Consider the following 19,265-nt stretch of genomic DNA (forward strand, 5'->3'; position numbering starts at 1 on the left):
CGGCGCTATGACATCACTCGACCGCTTATTCTTGAATAAATCGCACTTCCTCCGCCTGGCAGCGCGGACAATAAAACAGATGGACACATTCATGATTCGTGTATGTACGTGCGTAACCGTCGAATTGTTTCATCATATCCGCATCCATATACGGGCTGTAATCATCAAAATAATCGGTCACCTTTCCTTGATCCTCCATTGGCTGCCGGCAGCTGCTGCAATACACCGTTACTCGGCGCAGCCCGTTGCAAAGCGGACAAACGTTCATGCTGCTTCCTCCTCTAAAGGGTCGGTGATTTCGTACGAAATAATGCTGTTCCATTTGTTTCTCGATGAAAGAAGCCTAGCGAAATCAGCCTTCTTTTTGGCGACATGCCGCTGATTGGCTCGTGGCAGCCGTTTTTTCCCAAACTTCTAAGCTGTTCTTGGTCAAGGGGCCATCCCGCTTTCCCCCTGCCTAATGGGATGATCGGTGCGAAATTTCGATCACCCGTTTGACGCTACCAGCTGTTCCTTTAATAAGCTGCCATTTTGTTTTCCATGGCATGGTTCGCTCTTCTGTCACCGCACCAGCTTGTCAGGTAATCAAGACGGGACATGGAGATCGGAAATGGTTGATTACAACCTATCTATTCCCTAATCGCAGCGATGATAAAACGTAAAAAATTCCCATATCTTTTGAACGAATAACGAGACAAAAACGTCCCAAACTATGAGTACCGCCAGCGGAACAGCCAAATCCGTTGCAACGGGACAGCTGGCGAAACAACAGATGGGCGGTGGGTTCAGCCAAGCTTGGCAGCGCGCTTTACGGCGTGCAACGCTGGTGCAAATCCAGCCAACCCAGCCATCAAAATTCTTTCACGAGGAGATGATCTAACTATGGCACGCAACAATACCAACAACCAACTGTTAGTCGCTGGTGCTCAACAAGCGATCGATCAAATGAAGTATGAAATCGCCCAAGAATTCGGCGTAAACCTTGGGGCTGACACGACTTCTCGCGCGAACGGTTCGGTCGGCGGCGAAATTACGAAACGCCTTGTTGCCATGGCTCAACAACATCTTGGCGGCCAATTCGGCCACATTCAATAACAGCACGGCCAACAACTTGATATAGATGGCAAACGAGGGTGTCCCAAGATCGGGACACCCTCTTTCGTTGCTATGTTCCTTTATTGCAACCGATTCCGTTCCGGCTGGCGCGGTTCGTTGGCCTTATCTCGCTCGACGAAAAGAACCTTGCGAAAAACGGCGGATTAAACGCCTCCCGCTTGTTCGGCGAGCGGTGGGCTCATGGAGACGAGCACTTTGCGGATGCGCCGATTGTCCACCTGACGAACGGTGAACGTCAACGGCCCGTACTGCAGCGTTTCGCCAACGGACGGAATGCGCTCAAACATCTCGAAAATCCAACCGCCCAACGTATGGGATTCGCTTTCAGGCACCTCGATGTTCATTACCTCGCAAAATTCATCCAACGGCAGCTCAGCGTTGAACTCAAAGCTGTGCTCATCGATTTGGCGCACCGTTTTCACCGCTTCATCATGTTCATCCCATATTTCGCCGACGATTTGCTCGATGATATCTTCAAGCGTGATCAGGCCAGCCGTGCCGCCAAACTCATCAACGACGATGGCCATATGCACCTTGCTTTTTTGCAGCTCCGGCAACAAGTCGGACACTTTCATCGACTCAACGACAAACAACGGTTGACGGAGCAAATCGCGGATGCGCACTTCCCGCTTCCGCACCAGTTCGCCGAAAAAGTCGCTTTCCGACAAAATCCCGATCACATTGTCAATGTCGCCCTCGTACACCGGGATGCGCGAATATTTTTCCTCCAAAAACACGTCGCGAATTTCTTCAATCGACTGGTTCACTTCCACCGCGACCATATCGGCGCGCGGCGTAAAAATTTCTTCGACTAAAATTTCATCAAAATCGAGCGAACGTTGAATGAGCTCTTTTTCTTTATTGTCAATAACCCCTTCCTCTTCGCTCAACTCAACCATCACTTTAATATCTTCCTCCGTGACCGCTGGCACGGCGACCCCGTTGGCAAAGCGCCGAGCGATCCGCTCTTTTAAAACGTGAAAGGAAGCGGTAACCGGCGTCATCCATTTCATCAACCCGTAAGCGAGGCTCGCGTACCGAACCGCCAGCGATTCTGCCTGCTCTTTCGCCATCGATTTTGGCAAAATTTCACCGAAGACCACCGATAACACCGTCATTATCGCAATTCCACTAAGCAAACCGATCCGTTCCCCAAAAAGGGAAACGGCGATATCAAGAAACAACGCGATGGCTACTACACCCGTCAACCGGTTGGCAACGGCCAGCGCCAACAACACGCGGTCAAGTTGGCCAAACACCGCTTGCAAGCGCTTATTTTGCGGATTGTCTTCCACGTACTGGCGCAATCGGGCTTTGCTTGCTTGAGAAAACGCAGCTTCCGCTGAGGCAAACAGGACGTTTGCGAACAAGAACAGGAAAAACCATCCGAATAACCTTAACGGCCACTCTTCCAATGAATCTTCACACTCCTAACGGAAACATGACTATGTTCATTCATACCCATTTTTTGGCCGAAACATGCTTGCGCAAACACCATTCGCAGCGCTGAAGCAATCAAAAGACGCTTCCCTTTAAATATAACAAATTTTTTGCCAACTGACTATAGAGAGGGTACGAAACTTCCATGTCCATCCAAAACTAACGGGGCGGCTGACCAGTTGCCGCCCCTGTTCATCCTAAGTAGCGATAATAGATCGTTTTCGCCTCGTGCACGTCTTTCGTGCCATGCACGAGCGCGCGGCCGTCGGCGAACACGACAAGCCGTTTGCCGCCGCCAAGCGACACGGCCACAAGATACGGATTCGCTTCCGTCTGCAGCCCTTGGCGGCGAAACATCTCCGCCAGCTCATCGATCTCGTACTCGCGCTGGACAGGTGGGCGGATTTGTACCGAATCGCGTCCGCACAACACTGCCGCCTTTGTCCGCTGGTCGTAGGAAAGAAACGGGTACGATGGGTGGCGTCCGCATGTCGGACAATCCTCCTTTTTCACCGCGTCAATGCGAACGGCGGCGTATTCATTCGTCCAAAGGTCAAAGGAAACAAGTTTGCCGCGAAGCGCCGCCCAATCCTCCACCAACATTTTCAACGCTTCCGCCACTTGATAGCTGACCACCATTTGCACTGCTGGACCGATGATCCCCGCCGTGTCGCACGTCAATCCTCCTTGCGGCACCGTTTCAAGCAAACAGTACAGACAAGGGGTGCGGCCCGGGATGAACGCGCAACTGAGGCCATAGCTGCCGACGCAAGCGCCGTAAATCCACGGGATGCGATATTTATAAGCCACATCGTTGAGCACAAGGCGCGTATCAAAATTGTCGGTCGCGTCAATCCATACATCCGGGCGCTGTTCAGCCGCGATCGCTTCGAGCTCTTCCGGCCCGGCGTCGCCAACGATCGCCTCGATCTCGACCTCGCTGTTGATCTGTTCAAGCCTCCGCTTCGCGGCGATCGCCTTCGGCAGCCGTGCGATCGCATCGGCTTCACTGTAGAGCTGCTGGCGCTGCAAATTGCTCCATTCCACATAATCGCGGTCAATGATCGTCAATTTGCCGATGCCGGCGCGCACGAGCGCCTCGGCGTTGCCTGCCCCGAGCGCGCCGGCGCCGACTATTACCACATGCTTCCTCCGAATGTTGGTTTGCCCTTCCTCGCCGATGGGCGCAAACAACTGTTGTCGGGAATAGCGTCCATTCAAACAATGCTCATTCCTTCCATCGGGCTGCTTGCTGACGCGTATCGCTTTTTCGGGATGCGTCCGGCTTCATAGCCGAGCCGTCCCGCCTCCACCGCCAGCTTCATGGCCCTCGCCATTTTCACAGGATCCGCCGCGCCAGAAACGGCCGTATTGAGCAACACCCCATCCGCACCAAGCTCCATTGCCAGCGCCGCATCCGCCGGGCTGCCGATCCCGGCGTCAACGATCACCGGCACCGTCGCATGTTCGATAATGAAACTCAAGTTGAGCGGATTGACGATGCCTTGCCCTGACCCGATCGGCGACGCTCCCGGCATAATCGCATGGCAGCCGAGCTCCTCGAGCCGCCTAGCCAGCACGACGTCATCTGATGTGTACGGCAGCACGATAAACCCTTCTTCCAACAGCTTCTCTGCCGCCTTCAACGTTTCGACCGGATCAGGAAGCAACGTTTTGTCGCAGCCGATCACTTCCACCTTAATCATATCACATAACCCCGATGCTTTGGCCAGTCGCGCGATGCGCACCGCCTCTTCCGCCGTTTTTGCCCCAGCGGTATTCGGGAGCAGCTTGTAGCGGGTGACATCGAGCTGTTCCAATACATTCGGCTGCTCCGGAGAAAAAATGTTCATCCGCCGAACGGCGAACGTCAAAATTTCCGCTCCTGACGCTTCCACCGCCGCTTTTTGCACTTCCCAACTCGGATACTTGCCAGTGCCAAGCAATAGCCGCGAAGAAAACGAATATGGGCCAATGTTCAGCATCTCAACCGCCTCCTACAAAATGAACAATTTCGATGCGATCGCCATCGGCGAGCGCGGTTGTACCGTACTCATGTTTTTCAATGATGCGCACATTGACTTCGACAATCGCCAGCTTATTGGTAAGCTGGAAATAGGAGAGCAAATCGCTCACCGTTTTGACTTCATCGGGCACCGTGACCGTTTCCCCGTTGATCGTTAACGTCATTTGACCCCCTCCGTTTCTTCGGCATGACGCGTCAGCGCGAACGGCGACAAATCAAACGCCGGCTTCTTTCGCTCGACCAAGTCAGCCACAATCGCTCCGGTGACGGCGCTAAGCAAAATGCCGTTGCGGTAATGACCGGCAGCCACGAATACTCCTGGCCGCTCAGGATGTTCTCCAATATACGGCAATCCATCTTTCGTCTGCGGCCGAATTCCGCTCCATGCGTCGACCCATTCCGCTTGTTCAACGGCCGGAAGCAAATGAGCGGCTTGAAACAACAAGCGAGCCAGACCGCCAGCCAAGATGCGGCGATCATACGTGCCGGGGGTGGATGTGGCCCCGATCAGCAAGCGGTTCCCCGCCTTCGGGACGATATAACAGCCGTTTTTCGCAAACACTGTCGTTCGCAACAAAGGGACGTGCGCCCGCACCATGAGACACTCCCCCTTAACAGGGAACATGGAGAGCGAAAGCCCCGCCTTGGCGCCGAGCCGAGCCGCCCACGCTCCAGAAGCAATGACGACCGCCTCAGCGGCGAATGTGCCGACGGCCGTATCGACGAGATGACCGCCGCCTCCGGAGCGAATATCCAGCACTTCCGCATATTCATATAGATGAACGCCAGCGGAAACGGCCGCCGACACAAGGGCGGCGGCTAGGTTGGGAGCGCTCACCTGCCCATCGCCCGGAATCCACATCGCCCCTGTCAGCGCCTCGGCATGAAGCTGCGGCTCGATCTCCCGCACTTCCTCGTTGGTAAGCCAGTGCACCGGTTCGCCCCTCTCGCGCCAAAACGCGTAGTGACGGCGCAAATCGTCCGCCTCTTCCTCCGTTGTCGCCGCTTTGATCAACCCTTTTTCCACCAATTCAATGTCCATCCCGGTCCGCTCTTTCAGCTCGGCAGCCAATGACGGCATGAGCGCCCGGCTTTGTAAAGCGAGCGGGACGAGCGGGCTTGGCGCGGAAAATTCCGATTGCGCTCCGAGCATGCCAGCAGCGGCGCTTGATGCCTCTTTGCCCGCCTTCCCTATGTCAAATATGGCAACGCGATGCCGCCGCTTAGCGAGCTCCCATCCGACAGCGGCCCCAATCACTCCCCCGCCGATCACAATGACATCATACGAAGACGCTGTCACTCGATCCTCTCCCCCTTTACGATCTCAGCGAGCTGTTTCGCTTCCCGCACAGGATCTTCCGCCAAAAAAACCGCCGACAATACCGCCACTCCCGCCGCGCCGGCTTTCAGAACGGAACGCGCGTTGCCGGCATGAATGCCGCCGATCGCAATAATCGGAATTTGCACAGCCCGAACGACGTCCGCCACCCCATCCAACCCGCGCGGCACTAGACCCGGCTTGCTGTCCGTCGGAAACACATGGCCGTACAAGCAAAAAAGAGCACCAGCCTGTTGGGCTTGTTTCGCCTCGATCGGTCCATGCACTGAACAGCCGATCGCCAAATCCGGGAACGTGCGGCGAACGGCGCGCACCGGCAGGCTGTGATAGGCGAGTTGCACCCCTTTGACGCCGTAGACCGCGGCCACATCAACCCGGTCATTGACGATAATTTTTTGCGCCGGCACCCCTGCCCGCAACAGCGCGACCACAAACTCTGCCACCTCGCGCGCCGTTTTTCCCTTTTCGCGGACGTGAATGGCATCGGCATACGGATGAACGCGTGCACAAATAGCAGCCAATTGCGCTGCTGTCTGCCGGCCCGTGGAAACCAAATGAAGGACACCCATCTTCATCCCTGACTTTCTACCGCACATCGCGGATAGGAATATACGGATAGTGGATCCCGACGTAATAAGCGGCAAACAGGAACGCAGCGAACAGCGCGACAAACCAACCATCGTATTTGCTAAATCCGATCTCATAATAAAACGTGCGCGGACCGCTTCCGGAAAACTGTTTCGCTTCCATCGCCACCGCGATGCGTTGGGCGCGGCGGATGCTTTGCGACAACAGCGGAATGGCGTAGCGCTTCACTTTGCCAAGTCCGCCCTGGCGCGGCACCCCTCGCACCTTTAACGCATGGCGAATCGTTTGCAGCTCCTCGAGCATGATCGGCAACAGCCGCACCGCCGCCAAAAAGCTGTAGGCATACTTTGGTTTCAGTTTCAGCTGCTGCATCAAGGAGTAAAACAACGGCACGGGCCGGGTGGTCAACGCAAAGATGAGTCCAAGCAGCCCGAGCGCCAAGGCGCGAAATCCTAGATGCAGCCCGCGCCAAAAACTCTCCGCTGTAATATGGATCAGCCCCCAGCGGAACCATGTGGTCGTTCCTTCTCCGAACATCATCATCGATGAGGCGCTGGAAAAAAAGATCAGGAAAAACGGCAAAAACATCCAGAATAAAACGTTCGCCGGATACCCCGTGCCAAAACAAAACAAAAGGAAAAGAGCTAGCGACAAGTTAATGAGCACATTCGGATTGTGAATCAACAGCACGGCCAAAAAGAGCACGACAAGCACCGCGAGCTTCAGCGTCGGATTCGCCTCATAAAGCCATGTTTCCCGATGCGAGATTTCCCACTTCATCGTCCCATCCCCCTCTTGGCAATCGCCAACCGGCAAACGTCCAACGGCTCGTCGCGGACAAGCGCACCGTCTTCAATCACCCAGCGCCTTGTGGCAAAACGGCGGACAATGTGCTCATCGTGCGTCACCATGATGACCGCCGCTCCTTGCTGGCGCTGCGATTCGAGCCGTTCGAGCAAAGCGAACGTATTTTTCGCATCCTGTCCGAAGGTCGGCTCGTCGAGCAAAAGAAGGCGCTGGCCGGCGATGACGGAAGACGCTACGCTCAGCCGCCGCTTTTGCCCGACCGACAATTGGTACGGGTGCGTATCCTGTTGCTCGATCAGGTCAAACTCGACCAAAAAGCGGTGAACCAACGCTTCGATTTCCGCCGCCGGGCGCCCTTGGAGCTTGAGGGAATAAGCGAGTTCATCGCGGACAGAATGGGTGACAAACTGCCATTCGGGATTTTGAAACACAAACGCGATATCGCGATGCAGCGGCTGCCGCTCGCTGATGTCGTCTCCAAACAGCTGATAGCGTCCTTCGGTGCGAATGAGTTGCATCAAAGCATGCAGCAACGTGCTTTTGCCGGCGCCGTTTTTTCCCGTGACAGCGATCCACTCGCCGCCTCTCACCGCCGCCTCGGAAACCTCAATTTTTGCCTCTTTCCTCCTAAAGCCGCGAAACTGAGAAAGGCGAAGCAGCTCCTCGCCCTCTTCGCTGACCGCGCGCCGCTCCGGCCATCCGTAGTCGTCCCAGATGCCTGGATACCAAATGCCGTGGGCGCCAATGGCGTGCTTATAGCGGGAAAACACCGTTTTCGCCTCACCATCGGCGATAATTTGACCATCGCGCCCCAGCAAAATGATACGGTCAATAAAATCGAGCACATGGTCAATTTTATGTTCGACGATGATGACCGTCTTCTCCCGACCGACTTGTTTGACCGTTTGCCACACCGCTTTCGTTCCTTCGTCGTCAAGCAAAGCCGTCGGTTCGTCCAAAAACAGCACATCCGGCTCCAGCGCCAATACAGACGCCAAAGCAAGACGCTGTTTCATTCCTCCCGAAAGCGTATGAATGTCGGTGTGCGGCGCAATGGCCAAGCCGACTTGATCCAACAGCGCGTGAATGCGCTCCGGCATCTGCTCGCGCGGCACGTTTCGATTTTCCAAGGCAAACGCGATCTCCTCATCCGCATACGGCATACAAAACTGAGCATCTGGGTCTTGAAACACGTACCCCCAGCGTTCCGGCCGCTCGAGACGCTCGGCTTTCATCGGCACGTCAATCGAATTGGGAATAAGGCCGGCCATCACTTGCAATAGCGTGGATTTGCCGCATCCCGACGGGCCAAGGAGGAGCACTTTCTCCCCTTGAGCGATCGAAAGCGACAAATCGCAAAACAACAGCCCGGCGCGCCCGGGAAATTTCAGGCGCAGCCGCTCGATCGATACCGCTTCTTTCATCTTTCTTCGCCGCCTTATCGATTCAATGCGTCATAGTCGTCTTGGGAAGCCGGCCGCCACATTTGCGTCACCCCGGTTTTCTCAAGCGCCTTGGCCAACGAGACAGCGAACGCGCCGGCAATCACGATGGCACCGATAAAGCGCGCCAGCAAAAAGAGCGCCATGTTCCATGGGGCGAGCGCGTCAATGTAGCCTTTGTAAAAGTCCATGATGAGCGAACCGGCCGTCGCGCCGACCGCGCTTAGCGAGACGACGAACACGTCAAACCGCCGATAGCGGAACGCCGCAAACACAAGCTCGGCAAACAACCCTTGAACAAATCCATAAATGAGCACTTCAAGCCCCCACTGCGACCCCATGATCAGCTCACCGGACGAAGCCGCCGTTTCGGCAAGCAGCGCCACCCCGGGCTTGCGGATGAGCAAATAGGCGAGCGATGAGGCGATAAACCACATCCCATACATCAATTGATCGGCATGGAAGCCAAACACTTTCACCATATCGTACAGCGGCCCCCATACTTTGTAAATCACCCCGAACACAATCGCAATCACAATCGTTGTTAAAATGTCGGCCAGCTTCAACCCTTTTGCCTTCCGTTCCATCTCAATGTCCCTCCTTTGTTCGTTTTGCCCACGTCAACGGCTTGCCGCCAGCCGCGCGGACGGCCAGCGTTCGAGCCGGTACGCCATGTCCCAAAATTCATACTCATATTCGCTGCTGATTAAGAAATGCTGCTCCATCCGGGAGCGCTCCTCCTCGGTGACCGCCTCAGCGATGGCATCCAAGCGCGCGATCTGTTCTTCGACAAGCGAACGGAACCAGTCGGAACTGTATGTGCCAATCCATTTTTCATAAATCGGATCGTTCGGCTGGCACGTTTTTAAGCGTTCACCGATTTCATAGTACAGCCAATAGCAAGGCAAAATGGCGGCGATGACATCGCCTAAGTGCCCTTCGTACGCCGCCCGGTACATATGCGAAGTATACGCGTACGCCGTCGGCGCGGGAACGAATGCCGCCCGCTCCGCTTCCGTAATGTTAAGCAGCTCGGCGAACGTTTCATGCAGCGACAACTCCGCCTCGCAGGTGCTCTGCGCGTGATGGGCGAGCCGGGCGGTCGCGGCCAGATCCGGCGCCTTGGCAGCTCCGAGCGCCTGCACACGGGCAAAATGGCGCAAGTAATACGCATCTTGCATCACATAATAACGGAATTTTTCACGCTCAAGCGTTCCTTGGCCGAGCTCCTGAACGAACGGATGGCAAAAGCTCGCCTGCCAGATCGGGTCGGCCGCTGCGCGCACTCGCTTGGCAAAAGACATGGTTTCTCCCCCTTTTTCATCGAAATAAAAACGCCGCTTCCTTTACGGATCGGCGTAAAGAAAGCGGCGTGGGCTCACCGTTTGGCTAGGCAAAAAGGACATAGCCCGCCTTCGTGCAGCTCCTCCACTTCCCTACGCTGGCATTACCCAGATCAGGTGCTAAGGGTCTCAAAGGCACACTTTGATCTCAGCCTTTCTAAAGGCCCCCCTAGTGGATCGCAATGATGCTATTTCCTTGTTTACATTTATCATATCACGGCCGTTCCCGTTGTCAACCGTTTTTTCCGGCCAACGTTGCGTCGGCCACCGCCATTCGCTATGATAAAAGCGCAACGATTGACTACCGGATAGGAGTGAACAGAGTGGCAAACGTCATTTTGAAACGGCAGCGAAAAAAACGGCTTGAACAAGGCCATCCATGGATTTTCCAAAGCGAAGTCGACCGCATCGAAGGCGACATCACGCCGGGCGACTTCGTGGACGTTTATAACCACCAAGGCTATTGGCTGGCGAAAGGGTACATCAACCCCGCCTCGCAAATCATCGTCCGTGTGCTGACGCAAAACCCCGATGACGAATTGAATGAGCGCTTTTTTGTCGAGCGCATTCGCCAAGCGTGGGCGTATCGTGAGCGGATGATCCCCGGCGTTCGCTCCTGCCGCGCCATCTACGGCGAAGCCGATTTTCTGCCGGGGCTGATCGTCGACAAATACGAAGAAATCCTTGTCGTGCAAATATTGACGCTTGGAATGGAGCGGCGCAAAGACTGGATTTTACGCGGCTTGCTGGAAGTGTTTTCCCCCAAAGCCGTCTATTTGCGCAACGATGTGTCCGTTCGCGAGCTTGAAGGGCTCAAACAAGAAAAAGGCTTTTGGTATCAACAAGCGGAAACCGAGGTCGTGATCGAAGAAAACGGCGTTCAATACATCGTCGATATTGAAAACGGCCAAAAAACCGGCTTTTTCTTCGATCAGCGGCAAAACCGCGCCGCGCTCCGCCCGCTGATCGGCCCGGAGACGACCGTGCTCGATTGCTTCACCCATACCGGGTCGTTCATGTTGAACGCCTGCCTGTACGGCGCGAAACATGCCACCGCTGTCGATATTTCCGAACACGCCATCGAGACGGCGAAACGCAACGCCGCCTTAAACGGCTTTACAAACATCGACTTTGTCGTCGCCAACGCCTTCGACTATTTGCGCGAATCCGTGCGCGCCGGCCGACAGTGGGATGTCGTCATCATCGACCCGCCCGCGTTCGCCAAATCGGCCTATGCCGTTCCAAAGGCGCTGCGCGGCTATAAGGATATTAATTTAAACGGGCTCAAACTCGTCAAAGACGGCGGCTTTTTTGTCACTTCGAGCTGCTCATACCACGTCCGCCCGCACCTGTTTCAAGAGATGGTCGCCGCTGCGGCGTTTGACGCCAAAAAAGTGCTCCGCCAAGTCTATTGGGGCGGCGCCGGCTACGATCATCCAAAACTGCTCGCCGCTGAAGAAGGAGATTATTTAAAATTCGCTATTTACGAAGTCCGCTCCCGGCGATAACGATATCAGTGCCATTTTGTTTTTCGCAGCATCGTTCGCTCTTCTTGTCACCGTGCCTGCTTGTCAGGTGATCAAGACGGGACATGGAGAGCGGAATTTCTTTATTACGAACAATAACCATGGCCTTCTCCGAAACGAGCTTCCTGCTCATAGCCCAGCTCACAGGCTGAGCACAGGGGTTTAGGGGAAACGAGGCAGCACCTAGAAGACTGGTGATTTAGTGCAAAATACTACTGATTCCATCCGTTTCTCAATTAGAGAAGCCTTGCAAAATCAAGTTTCTTTTCTGAATGAACATGCCGCCGATTCGTGTGTGACAGCAATTTTTCACCGGCCTTCTAGAAGGCTGATGATTTAAGGGGGCAAGCCGCTGATCAAACCCGTTTCTCAAATGGATCAGCCTAGTCGCATCAGGAGCGCCTTTCATGCTCAAGAGAAACAACCGTTTTTCACCAGCCTCCTAGAAGCCGTTGCTCCCCTCGGCGCCCCTTCCCTACGCCTTGTTTCCTTGGCGCGGCGGAAACGGCTGCTCTTTGCGCAGCACGGCTAAATAAACGAACATCGAAACGAGCACGGAACAAGCCGCTGATAAGTAAATGGCCGGATAACCAAACCAATGGCTGATCTGGCCGAACACCATCGCCCCAATGCCAACTCCTAAATCAAAAAACGAGAAAAACGTCGCGTTCGCCATCCCTTTCCGATGAACAGGCGCCCGCTCCACCGACCACGCCTGCAGCCCCGGCTGCACCATGCCAAACCCAAAACCGTACAGCACCGCCGCAGCCAATAACGCCCATTCCCCCGGCAGCCAAGCGAGCAGCAGCATCGCCAACAAAATGAGCCCGGCACCGGGGAGAAAGACAGCCCGATGCCCTTTCCGGTCATACCACTGACCGGCGAACGTCCGCGTCACCATTAAAGCGAGCGCGTAAAGCAAAAAATATAGCTGCAAGCCGCCGATGTCTTTTTGCGCCGTATACAAAGGCAAAAAGGAAGCGATGCCGCCAAAGGTCACCGTTAAAAAGAAAAGCAGCACGGATGGAATCAAAGCCGTCTTTTCGTAAAGATCCCATTTGCTTTCCTTTTGGCCATGCTTGGCCTCCGCTTTTTTATATGTAATCGCCGCGGCAAACGCCAAAGAAGCCACACCAAGCGCCGCACAAATCAGAAATAAGCGGTTGAACGGAATAGAGGCCGCCAACGCAAGTCCAAGCGACGGGCCAAAGGCGAGGGCAATATTTCCCGACAGCCCGTAATACCCCATCCCTTCCCCGCGGCGGCTCGCCGGAATGATATCGGTCGCTACCGTGCCGGATGCCGTTGTCGAAAACCCCCAGCCAATTCCTTGGATCACCCGCATGAAAAAGAGAAAGAAAATGCTCGAGATCAGACTGTAGGATCCGACAGAAATGACAAAAATGAGCAATCCGAGCAAAAACACAAACCGTCGTCCTTTCGTCTCCAGTGCATGGCCAGCGAAAGGCCGAACGACGAGCGCCGAAAAAGTAAAAATCCCAACAACGAGGCCAATGAGCTGATCATTGCCACCTAAATGCTCGACAAAAAGCGGGATGGTCGGCAGCGTCATTTGAAATCCGAGGAAAACAAAAAAGTTGGCGAGGCAAATGAACAGGAAATTGCGCGTCCAAATTTTCTCTTTCTGCTCCGTCACCACCGGTTGTTGTTGCGCACCCATATCTCTCCCCTTCCTATCTTTCGTATCCCTCAATATTTGTCAGTATAACATACTGGATGCGTTTGTGTAAGCGAAATGATCGATTCCTTTCTGTTTTCAAAAAAGGCGGAGAAAAACCGCACTTCCCCTGATCGCCATCGGGAAGCGTGTGAAAAATGAAGCCGATGCCATAAGGGATTTCCGCTTGAAAAACGATGCGGGGAACGTGTATGCGCTCGAAGATCACAGCCTTCTAAAAAGGCGAAAAAAAGCTTCCCTGCTTGATCAAGGAGGAACATAGGAAAAGTAGAACCGATGTGACCAATCTTTTCGATTGGCGAAACGATATTGCCAAGCGCCCCGTTCCTTAACATCCCCGTTCTCCGAAAAACAAAAAGGATCTGTGGAAAACCAGATCCTAAACAACGGCTAAACGTATAAAGGCCGCTCCATCCTAGGACGAAAGGTGCCTAAAAACAGATCCTAAACAACGGCTAAACCGTTGATCCGAACCCATTACGTTTCCTTGCTTGCCACTGCAGGTGCCGGCCGCAAACGCCTCGCAACGCTTTGAATCCAACGAACCAAAATGAGGCCTCCGTTCCTTCGACCGCAGCGGCGTTTTACCATCCTTTCCGTTGGCGCAACGCCAAAATTTGCGCCGTATGATGCTTGCCATGCCATGCATACAACGCCGTCAATACGTAAAGCGGCATCTCCTTCGCCGCTCCTTCCGGCCGAACGGTGCGGTGAAAATCGGCTTCGGTCATCGCTTCCAGCAGCGCTGCCCACCGAGCGTGAAGACCGTCAAGCAATACGAGCGAAGGTTCGATAGCCAGCGAGCGCGCCTCCGCCGTTTTAGCCCATTCGCTTTCGGCAAATGGTTTTACCAGCGGGTGTTCCTCCGTCAGCCCCCATTTCGTGCGCAAAAACGCGTTCATGCTCGCGTCGGCCAAATGGTGAACGACTTGGGCGATCGTCCACCCGCCGTCGCGGTAGGGAGTGTTCAACTGCTCTTCATTCAATCCGCTCACCGCCTCCCGCAAAGCACCGGGGTGTTCACGGATCGCTTTGATCCACTCTTCTACCTCTTGGCCGCAAAATGCCGCCGGCGGTTGAAACGTTCCGATAGGATAACGGATCGGGTCGATGGTCGTCATCTTTCTCCTCTCCTTTCTATGAGGCCGGTGATTTAAGGAAACAGGCCGCTTACCAGCCTCGTTTCTCAAATAGAAAAGCCCTGTCGCATCCGGATCGCCTTTCACACGCTCCCCCATGTTCAAGAGAAACAACCGTTTTTCACCAGCCTTATAGACATCCATTCGACGCCGACCGAACCAATTCCTTCTCATTCTTTCCAGAGATAAACCCGCGCTTCATACGGCTTCATCATAAAACGAGTGGCGTTTTTATGCGGCCGAACCGGATAATTGCTCAGCGCCAAATGGTCCGATTGGAGGCGAATCGGGTCATAACGATACAGAGCCGGCCGCTCCGACAAGTTGACAATGACAAGCGCTCGCTCGCTCCCAAGCGTCCTTGTATATGCATAAATCGAACGGTGATGTTCCAGCAGCAAATCGTACGTTCCGTAAACAAGCAGTTCATGTTGTTTACGAAGCTCGATCATTCGCCGGTAAAACGACCAGACCGAATGGGGATCGCGCCGTTCGGCTTCGACATTGATCGTCCGATAATTATCATTCACCTGAATCCACGGGGTTCCCGTGGTGAATCCAGCGTTCGGCTCGGCAGACCATTGCATCGGTGTGCGTGAATTGTCGCGACCTGTTTTCCAAATCGTGCGCATGATCTCGTCATGCGCGCGCCCCTTGGCCCGCTCCAGTTCATACATCCGCAAAATCGCGACATCACGATAATCGTGAATATGAGGAAACTGAACATTGGTCATGCCAATTTCTTGGCCTTGATAAATGAACGGCGTTCCTTGCATGAAAAAGTACAGCGCGCCGAGCGCCTTCGCGCTTTCCGCCCAATACTCGCGGTCATTCCCCCATGTCGACACGGAGCGGGGCACATCGTGATTTTCCAAAAAGAGCGCATTCCAGCCCCGGTTTTCCAGCCCTTTTTGCCACTTCGTCAATGTTCGCTTCAACCGCCGAACATCGATCGATCCATCATCCTGGCGTTGCCATAACCCTAAATGTTCGAACTGAAAAATCATATTGAACACACCATGCTCTTCTCCGACCCATTGTTCGGCTTCCTCGACCGTCACGCCGTTCGCCTCCCCGACGGTCATTACATCGTAACGTGCAAACGTTTGCTCCGTGAGCTCTCGCAAATAGTCCATAATTCCCGGCTGATTCATATGGCCGGCAAACGACGGCACGTATTTCAGCCCTTTCGGATTCGGCAAATCGGGAAGCCCTGGTTTTTTCTTAATATGGGAAATGGCATCGACGCGGAAGCCATCGATCCCTTTCTCCAACCACCAGTTGACCATATCATACAGCGCCCGGCGCACCTCATCGTTTTCCCAATTCAAATCCGGCTGCTTGACATCGAAAATGTGCAAATAATACTGTCCCGTTTGTTCATCGTATTGCCATGCCGAGCCGCCGAAGATGCTCTCCCAATTATTCGGCTCGCGCCCGTCTTTGCCGTCGCGCCAAATATACCAATCGCGCTTCGGACTGTTCCGCGATGAGCGCGATTCGATGAACCACGGGTGCTCATCGCTCGTATGGTTGATGACCAAATCCAAAATGATTTTCAACCCGCGCCGATGGGCTTCGGCGAGCAGCTCATCAAAGTCGGCCATCGTTCCGAATTCATCCATAATCGCTTGATAATCGCTAATATCATATCCATTATCGGCATTCGGCGAGCGGTAAATCGGGCAAATCCAAATAATGTCGACCCCAAGCTCGACAAGATAATCGAGCTTCTCAATGATGCCGCGAAGATCGCCAATGCCGTCGCCGTTGGAATCCATAAAACTGCGCGGATAAATTTGATAGGCGACACCCTCTTTCCACCACGTTTTCTTCAAGGCTGCTCCTCCTTTGTGCACACGTTTTCACTATTAACTGTACAACACATCTCCGCCGTGCACAACTCTCTTTTCCAAAAAAACAGCCGCTTGGCCGAGAGCAGACCGACTCGCGCCAAGCGGACGGCGTTTTCCCATTTCATCGCCGAGCAGCCAAGCGTTCCTCATAAAGCAAAGCCCGCCAAGGACGTTCTCACGCCCGAAGACCGCCCATAACGACTCCATATGAGCGATGCCATTTAGGAGCGGCAACACCATCGTCCCCTCTCCGACATACGGTTTGGCATCAGCGATCGCGCCGGTCAAATGATAGGCTTTGCTTGCAAACACGACAACGTCAAACGGTCCATCGTCCTCCCCCGCAACGATCAGTTTGGGCCTCAACACGGCGTCACCGTGCACGCTACGGATGACAAGCCCCCGTTCTTCCAACTCTCGTTTTCTCCTCTCGCGAACAAGAAAGGCAACATCCACCCCTTTTTCCAGCAGCCGTCCGCCGAAATAGCCGCCGACAGCCCCCGCTCCAACAACGAGAACGCGCATCGTATCCCTCACTCCTTCCTTCCCCAAGCGATCTCGTAGCCTGCCGCACGTCCATGGAAACGCCATGACCGTTGTCAAGAAGAAAAAAGGAAGAAGGGGACGTGCCTCTTCTTCCTTCGAGGCCGCTAGCAGCAGCGCGACACTTTGCCGCCTTTGGCATTGTAGCGCGCCTCTTGCGCCTCGCAGAAAAACTCTTTTCGCGACTTGATCGGCTCGCCAGGATGATGGGTTTTCATATGTTCGACATATTTTTCATAGCTCGGCACGCCGACAAGCAAATCTAGAAACTGGCGGCGATAAGCCAAAACGTTTTTCAGCCATTTAGGCATAGTGCTTCGCTCCCTCTCCGTCGCGCGGCACGTACGGCGCTTCTTTGAGCGGCACGTGTTTGTTTTGCAGCACCTTGATCCAAACATTGAGCGCGGAAATCAGCATAGCAATGACAACGAGCATGAAAATCGCGCACAATGTCGCATCAATGTAGTCGTTCATAATAATTTGCCGCATTTGCGCCTCATTCGTTGCCGGCGCTAACATTTTGCCTTGGCTCAAGCTGTCTTGGAACAGTTTCGCATGCGACAAGAAACCAATTTTGACATTTTCATGGAACAGTTTTTGATACCCGGCCGTCAGCGTGACGACAAGCAGCCACGTCGTCGGCACGAGCGTCACCCAGACATACGCTTTTTTCCCCATTTTAAACAGCACCGTCGTAGCAAACAGCAAAGCGATGCCGGCCAACATTTGGTTGGCGATGCCAAACAGCGGCCAGAGCGTGTTGATGCCGCCGAGTGGGTCGACGACGCCTTGGTACAGGAAGTAACCCCACGCCAGTACGCAAAGGGTCGTGGCGATCAAGTTCGAGACGAGCGAATCCGTTTTGCCGAGCGGTTTGTAGAACGTCCCCATAATGTCTTGGATCATGAAACGGCCGACGCGCGTGCCAGCGTCAATGGTCGTCAAGATGAACAGCGCTTCGAACAAAATCGCAAAGTGGTACCAGAACGCCATGAGCGTCTTGCCGCCGATGACGCTTGATAAAATGTGCGCCATCCCGATCGCCAACGTCGGCGCCCCGCCCGTGCGCGACAACACCGTTTGCTCGCCGACGTCTTTCGCCAGCTGCGCAAGCATATCCGGCGTGACGGTGAATCCCCATGACGATACCACTTTTGCCGCCTGCGCCACATCGGTTCCGATCACAGCCGCCGGGCTGTTGATGGCAAAATAGGCTCCCGGCGTCAAGACGCAAGCTGCCACCATCGCCATCACCGCCACGAACGACTCCATCAGCATCGCGCCGTAGCCGATCGGGCGCGCATGGCTTTCCCGCTCAATCATCTTCGGCGTTGTGCCGGACGACACGAGCGCGTGGAATCCAGACACCGCGCCGCAAGCGATCGTAATGAACAAGAACGGGAACAGATTGCCGGCAAACACCGGTCCGGTGCCATCGATAAATTTCGTCACTGCCGGCATTTGCAAATCCGGCATCACAACGAAAATGCCGAGCGCCAGACCAATGATCGTGCCAATTTTCAAAAACGTGCTCAAATAGTCGCGCGGCGCCAACAAGAGCCACACCGGCAAAGCCGAGGCAACAAAGCCATAAATGATCATTAAGATGGCGATCGTTTCCCCTTTTAACGTGAACATGGCGGAAAGCGTCGGATGCTCCGCGACATATTGCCCCGCTACAATCGATACAATGAGCAGCACAAATCCACCAAGCGATGCCTCCGCGACGCGTCCCGGACGGATGAAGCGCATGTAAATGCCCATCAAAATCGCAATCGGAATCGTCGCAGCGATCGTAAACATCCCCCACGGGCTTCCGACAAGCGCTTTCACAACCACGAGCGCCAACACCGCCAATAAAATAATCATAATGCCCAAAATGCCAAACGCAGCGATAAGCCCCGTGACCGGCCCCATTTCTTCCTTAATCATTTCGCCGAGCGACTTCCCGTTGCGGCGCATCGAAGCAAACAAAATGACAAAGTCTTGCACCGCTCCGCCAAGAACGACGCCAATGACAATCCAAAGCGTTCCCGGCAAATACCCCATCTGCGCGGCCAAAATCGGCCCGACAAGCGGCCCGGCGCCGGCGATGGCGGCGAAGTGATGCCCGAACAACACCCATTTGTTGGTCGGAACATAGTCTTTTCCGTCATTGAACACTTCCGCCGGCGTTTTCCGGCTATCATCGAGACCAAACACGTTGCGGGCGATAAACCGGCTGTAAAAGCGATAGGCGACCGCATACGTACAAACGGCAGCGACAATCAGCCACATGGCGTTGACCGATTCGCCGCGGCTTAAAGCCAAAATGGCGAACCCTACGGCCCCTAGAACCGAAGTCAGGCCCCATAACAAAATCGATTTCAGCCCCTTCACACGTTTTCCCCCTTTGATGCAA

At 54.5% G+C, this 19,265-nt stretch carries 18 protein-coding genes, 1 pseudogene and 1 riboswitch; of the genes and pseudogenes, 2 read left to right on the forward strand and 17 right to left on the reverse strand.

Features of this window, described 5'->3' with window-relative positions:
- Positions 1-25: 25 nt before the first annotated feature.
- Positions 26-268 carry a hypothetical protein gene (locus B4113_RS05275; protein WP_033018655.1) on the reverse strand — a complete coding sequence of 81 codons (243 nt, stop codon included), beginning with the start codon at positions 266-268 and terminating at the stop codon, positions 26-28.
- Positions 269-882: 614 nt separating this feature from the next.
- On the opposite strand from B4113_RS05275, the gene B4113_RS05280 reads away from it, so the two are divergent.
- Positions 883-1,095: an alpha/beta-type small acid-soluble spore protein gene (locus tag B4113_RS05280; protein ID WP_033018657.1), complete on the forward strand. Its 213-nt coding sequence runs from the start codon at positions 883-885 to the stop codon at positions 1,093-1,095.
- A 164-nt stretch (positions 1,096-1,259) separates the two neighbouring features.
- Here B4113_RS05280 and B4113_RS05285 read toward each other — a convergent pair whose 3' ends face one another.
- The 10 genes from B4113_RS05285 to tenA form a co-directional block, all read right to left on the reverse strand.
- On the reverse strand, positions 1,260-2,531 hold the full coding sequence (locus B4113_RS05285) for a hemolysin family protein (RefSeq protein WP_033018658.1): 1,272 nt from the start codon (positions 2,529-2,531) through the stop codon (positions 1,260-1,262).
- Between the two features lie 217 nt (positions 2,532-2,748).
- The gene (locus B4113_RS05290; RefSeq protein ID WP_033018659.1) at positions 2,749-3,777 is read right to left on the reverse strand and encodes a thiazole biosynthesis adenylyltransferase ThiF; all 1,029 of its coding nucleotides are present in this window, start codon (positions 3,775-3,777) and stop codon (positions 2,749-2,751) included.
- Complete coding sequence (locus B4113_RS05295; protein WP_033018661.1) at positions 3,774-4,541, reverse strand: thiazole synthase; 768 nt, start codon at positions 4,539-4,541, stop codon at positions 3,774-3,776. The genes B4113_RS05290 and B4113_RS05295 overlap by 4 nt, the downstream gene beginning before the upstream one ends.
- Before the next feature lies 1 nt (position 4,542).
- Positions 4,543-4,746, reverse strand: a complete 204-nt coding sequence (gene thiS / locus B4113_RS05300; RefSeq protein WP_033018662.1) for a sulfur carrier protein ThiS — start codon at positions 4,744-4,746, stop codon at positions 4,543-4,545.
- Positions 4,743-5,882, reverse strand: a complete 1,140-nt coding sequence (gene thiO, locus B4113_RS05305) for a glycine oxidase ThiO (protein ID WP_033018663.1) — start codon at positions 5,880-5,882, stop codon at positions 4,743-4,745. Before thiO ends, thiS begins: the two co-directional genes overlap by 4 nt.
- Entirely contained in the window at positions 5,879-6,490 is a 612-nt protein-coding gene (gene tenI, locus B4113_RS05310) for a thiazole tautomerase TenI (protein ID WP_033018664.1), read from the reverse strand. Before tenI ends, thiO begins: the two co-directional genes overlap by 4 nt.
- 16 nt (positions 6,491-6,506) lie before the next feature.
- On the reverse strand, positions 6,507-7,289 hold the full coding sequence (locus tag B4113_RS05315) for an energy-coupling factor transporter transmembrane protein EcfT (protein ID WP_033018665.1): 783 nt from the start codon (positions 7,287-7,289) through the stop codon (positions 6,507-6,509).
- Positions 7,286-8,740, reverse strand: coding sequence for an ABC transporter ATP-binding protein (locus tag B4113_RS05320; RefSeq protein ID WP_033018667.1), 1,455 nt, complete (start codon positions 8,738-8,740; stop codon positions 7,286-7,288). Before B4113_RS05320 ends, B4113_RS05315 begins: the two co-directional genes overlap by 4 nt.
- A gap of 14 nt (positions 8,741-8,754) precedes the next feature.
- The gene (locus tag B4113_RS05325) at positions 8,755-9,345 is read right to left on the reverse strand and encodes an ECF transporter S component (protein ID WP_033018668.1); all 591 of its coding nucleotides are present in this window, start codon (positions 9,343-9,345) and stop codon (positions 8,755-8,757) included.
- Positions 9,346-9,378: 33 nt separating this feature from the next.
- Entirely contained in the window at positions 9,379-10,062 is a 684-nt protein-coding gene (gene tenA, locus B4113_RS05330) for a thiaminase II (RefSeq protein WP_033018670.1), read from the reverse strand.
- A 112-nt stretch (positions 10,063-10,174) separates the two neighbouring features.
- A riboswitch (TPP riboswitch) is annotated at positions 10,175-10,282 on the reverse strand.
- Positions 10,283-10,424: 142 nt separating this feature from the next.
- Here tenA and B4113_RS05335 point away from each other — a divergent pair.
- Entirely contained in the window at positions 10,425-11,609 is a 1,185-nt protein-coding gene (locus B4113_RS05335; RefSeq protein WP_033018671.1) for a class I SAM-dependent rRNA methyltransferase, read from the forward strand.
- Positions 11,610-12,102: 493 nt separating this feature from the next.
- Here the strand turns inward: B4113_RS05335 and B4113_RS05340 are convergent, their stop codons facing one another.
- From B4113_RS05340 to B4113_RS05365, 6 genes and pseudogenes are all read right to left on the reverse strand, one after another.
- Entirely contained in the window at positions 12,103-13,308 is a 1,206-nt protein-coding gene (locus B4113_RS05340; RefSeq protein WP_033018672.1) for an MFS transporter, read from the reverse strand.
- A gap of 602 nt (positions 13,309-13,910) precedes the next feature.
- On the reverse strand, positions 13,911-14,447 hold the full coding sequence (locus B4113_RS05345) for a YfiT family bacillithiol transferase (RefSeq protein ID WP_033018674.1): 537 nt from the start codon (positions 14,445-14,447) through the stop codon (positions 13,911-13,913).
- 188 nt (positions 14,448-14,635) lie between these two features.
- Positions 14,636-16,303, reverse strand: coding sequence for an alpha-glucosidase (locus B4113_RS05350; protein ID WP_033018675.1), 1,668 nt, complete (start codon positions 16,301-16,303; stop codon positions 14,636-14,638).
- 165 nt (positions 16,304-16,468) lie between these two features.
- A pseudogene (locus tag B4113_RS05355) lies at positions 16,469-16,846 on the reverse strand (2-dehydropantoate 2-reductase N-terminal domain-containing protein); the annotation flags it as partial.
- Between the two features lie 125 nt (positions 16,847-16,971).
- Entirely contained in the window at positions 16,972-17,175 is a 204-nt protein-coding gene (locus tag B4113_RS05360) for a YbdD/YjiX family protein (RefSeq protein WP_033018677.1), read from the reverse strand.
- Positions 17,168-19,243 (reverse strand): carbon starvation CstA family protein, encoded by a 2,076-nt coding sequence (locus B4113_RS05365; RefSeq protein WP_061912281.1) that lies wholly within the window; start codon positions 19,241-19,243, stop codon positions 17,168-17,170. The genes B4113_RS05360 and B4113_RS05365 overlap by 8 nt, the downstream gene beginning before the upstream one ends.
- Between the last annotated feature and the right edge of the window lie 22 nt (positions 19,244-19,265).

Source organism: Geobacillus sp. B4113_201601, assembly GCF_001587475.1.
In the GTDB taxonomy this organism is placed as follows: domain Bacteria; phylum Bacillota; class Bacilli; order Bacillales; family Anoxybacillaceae; genus Geobacillus; species Geobacillus icigianus.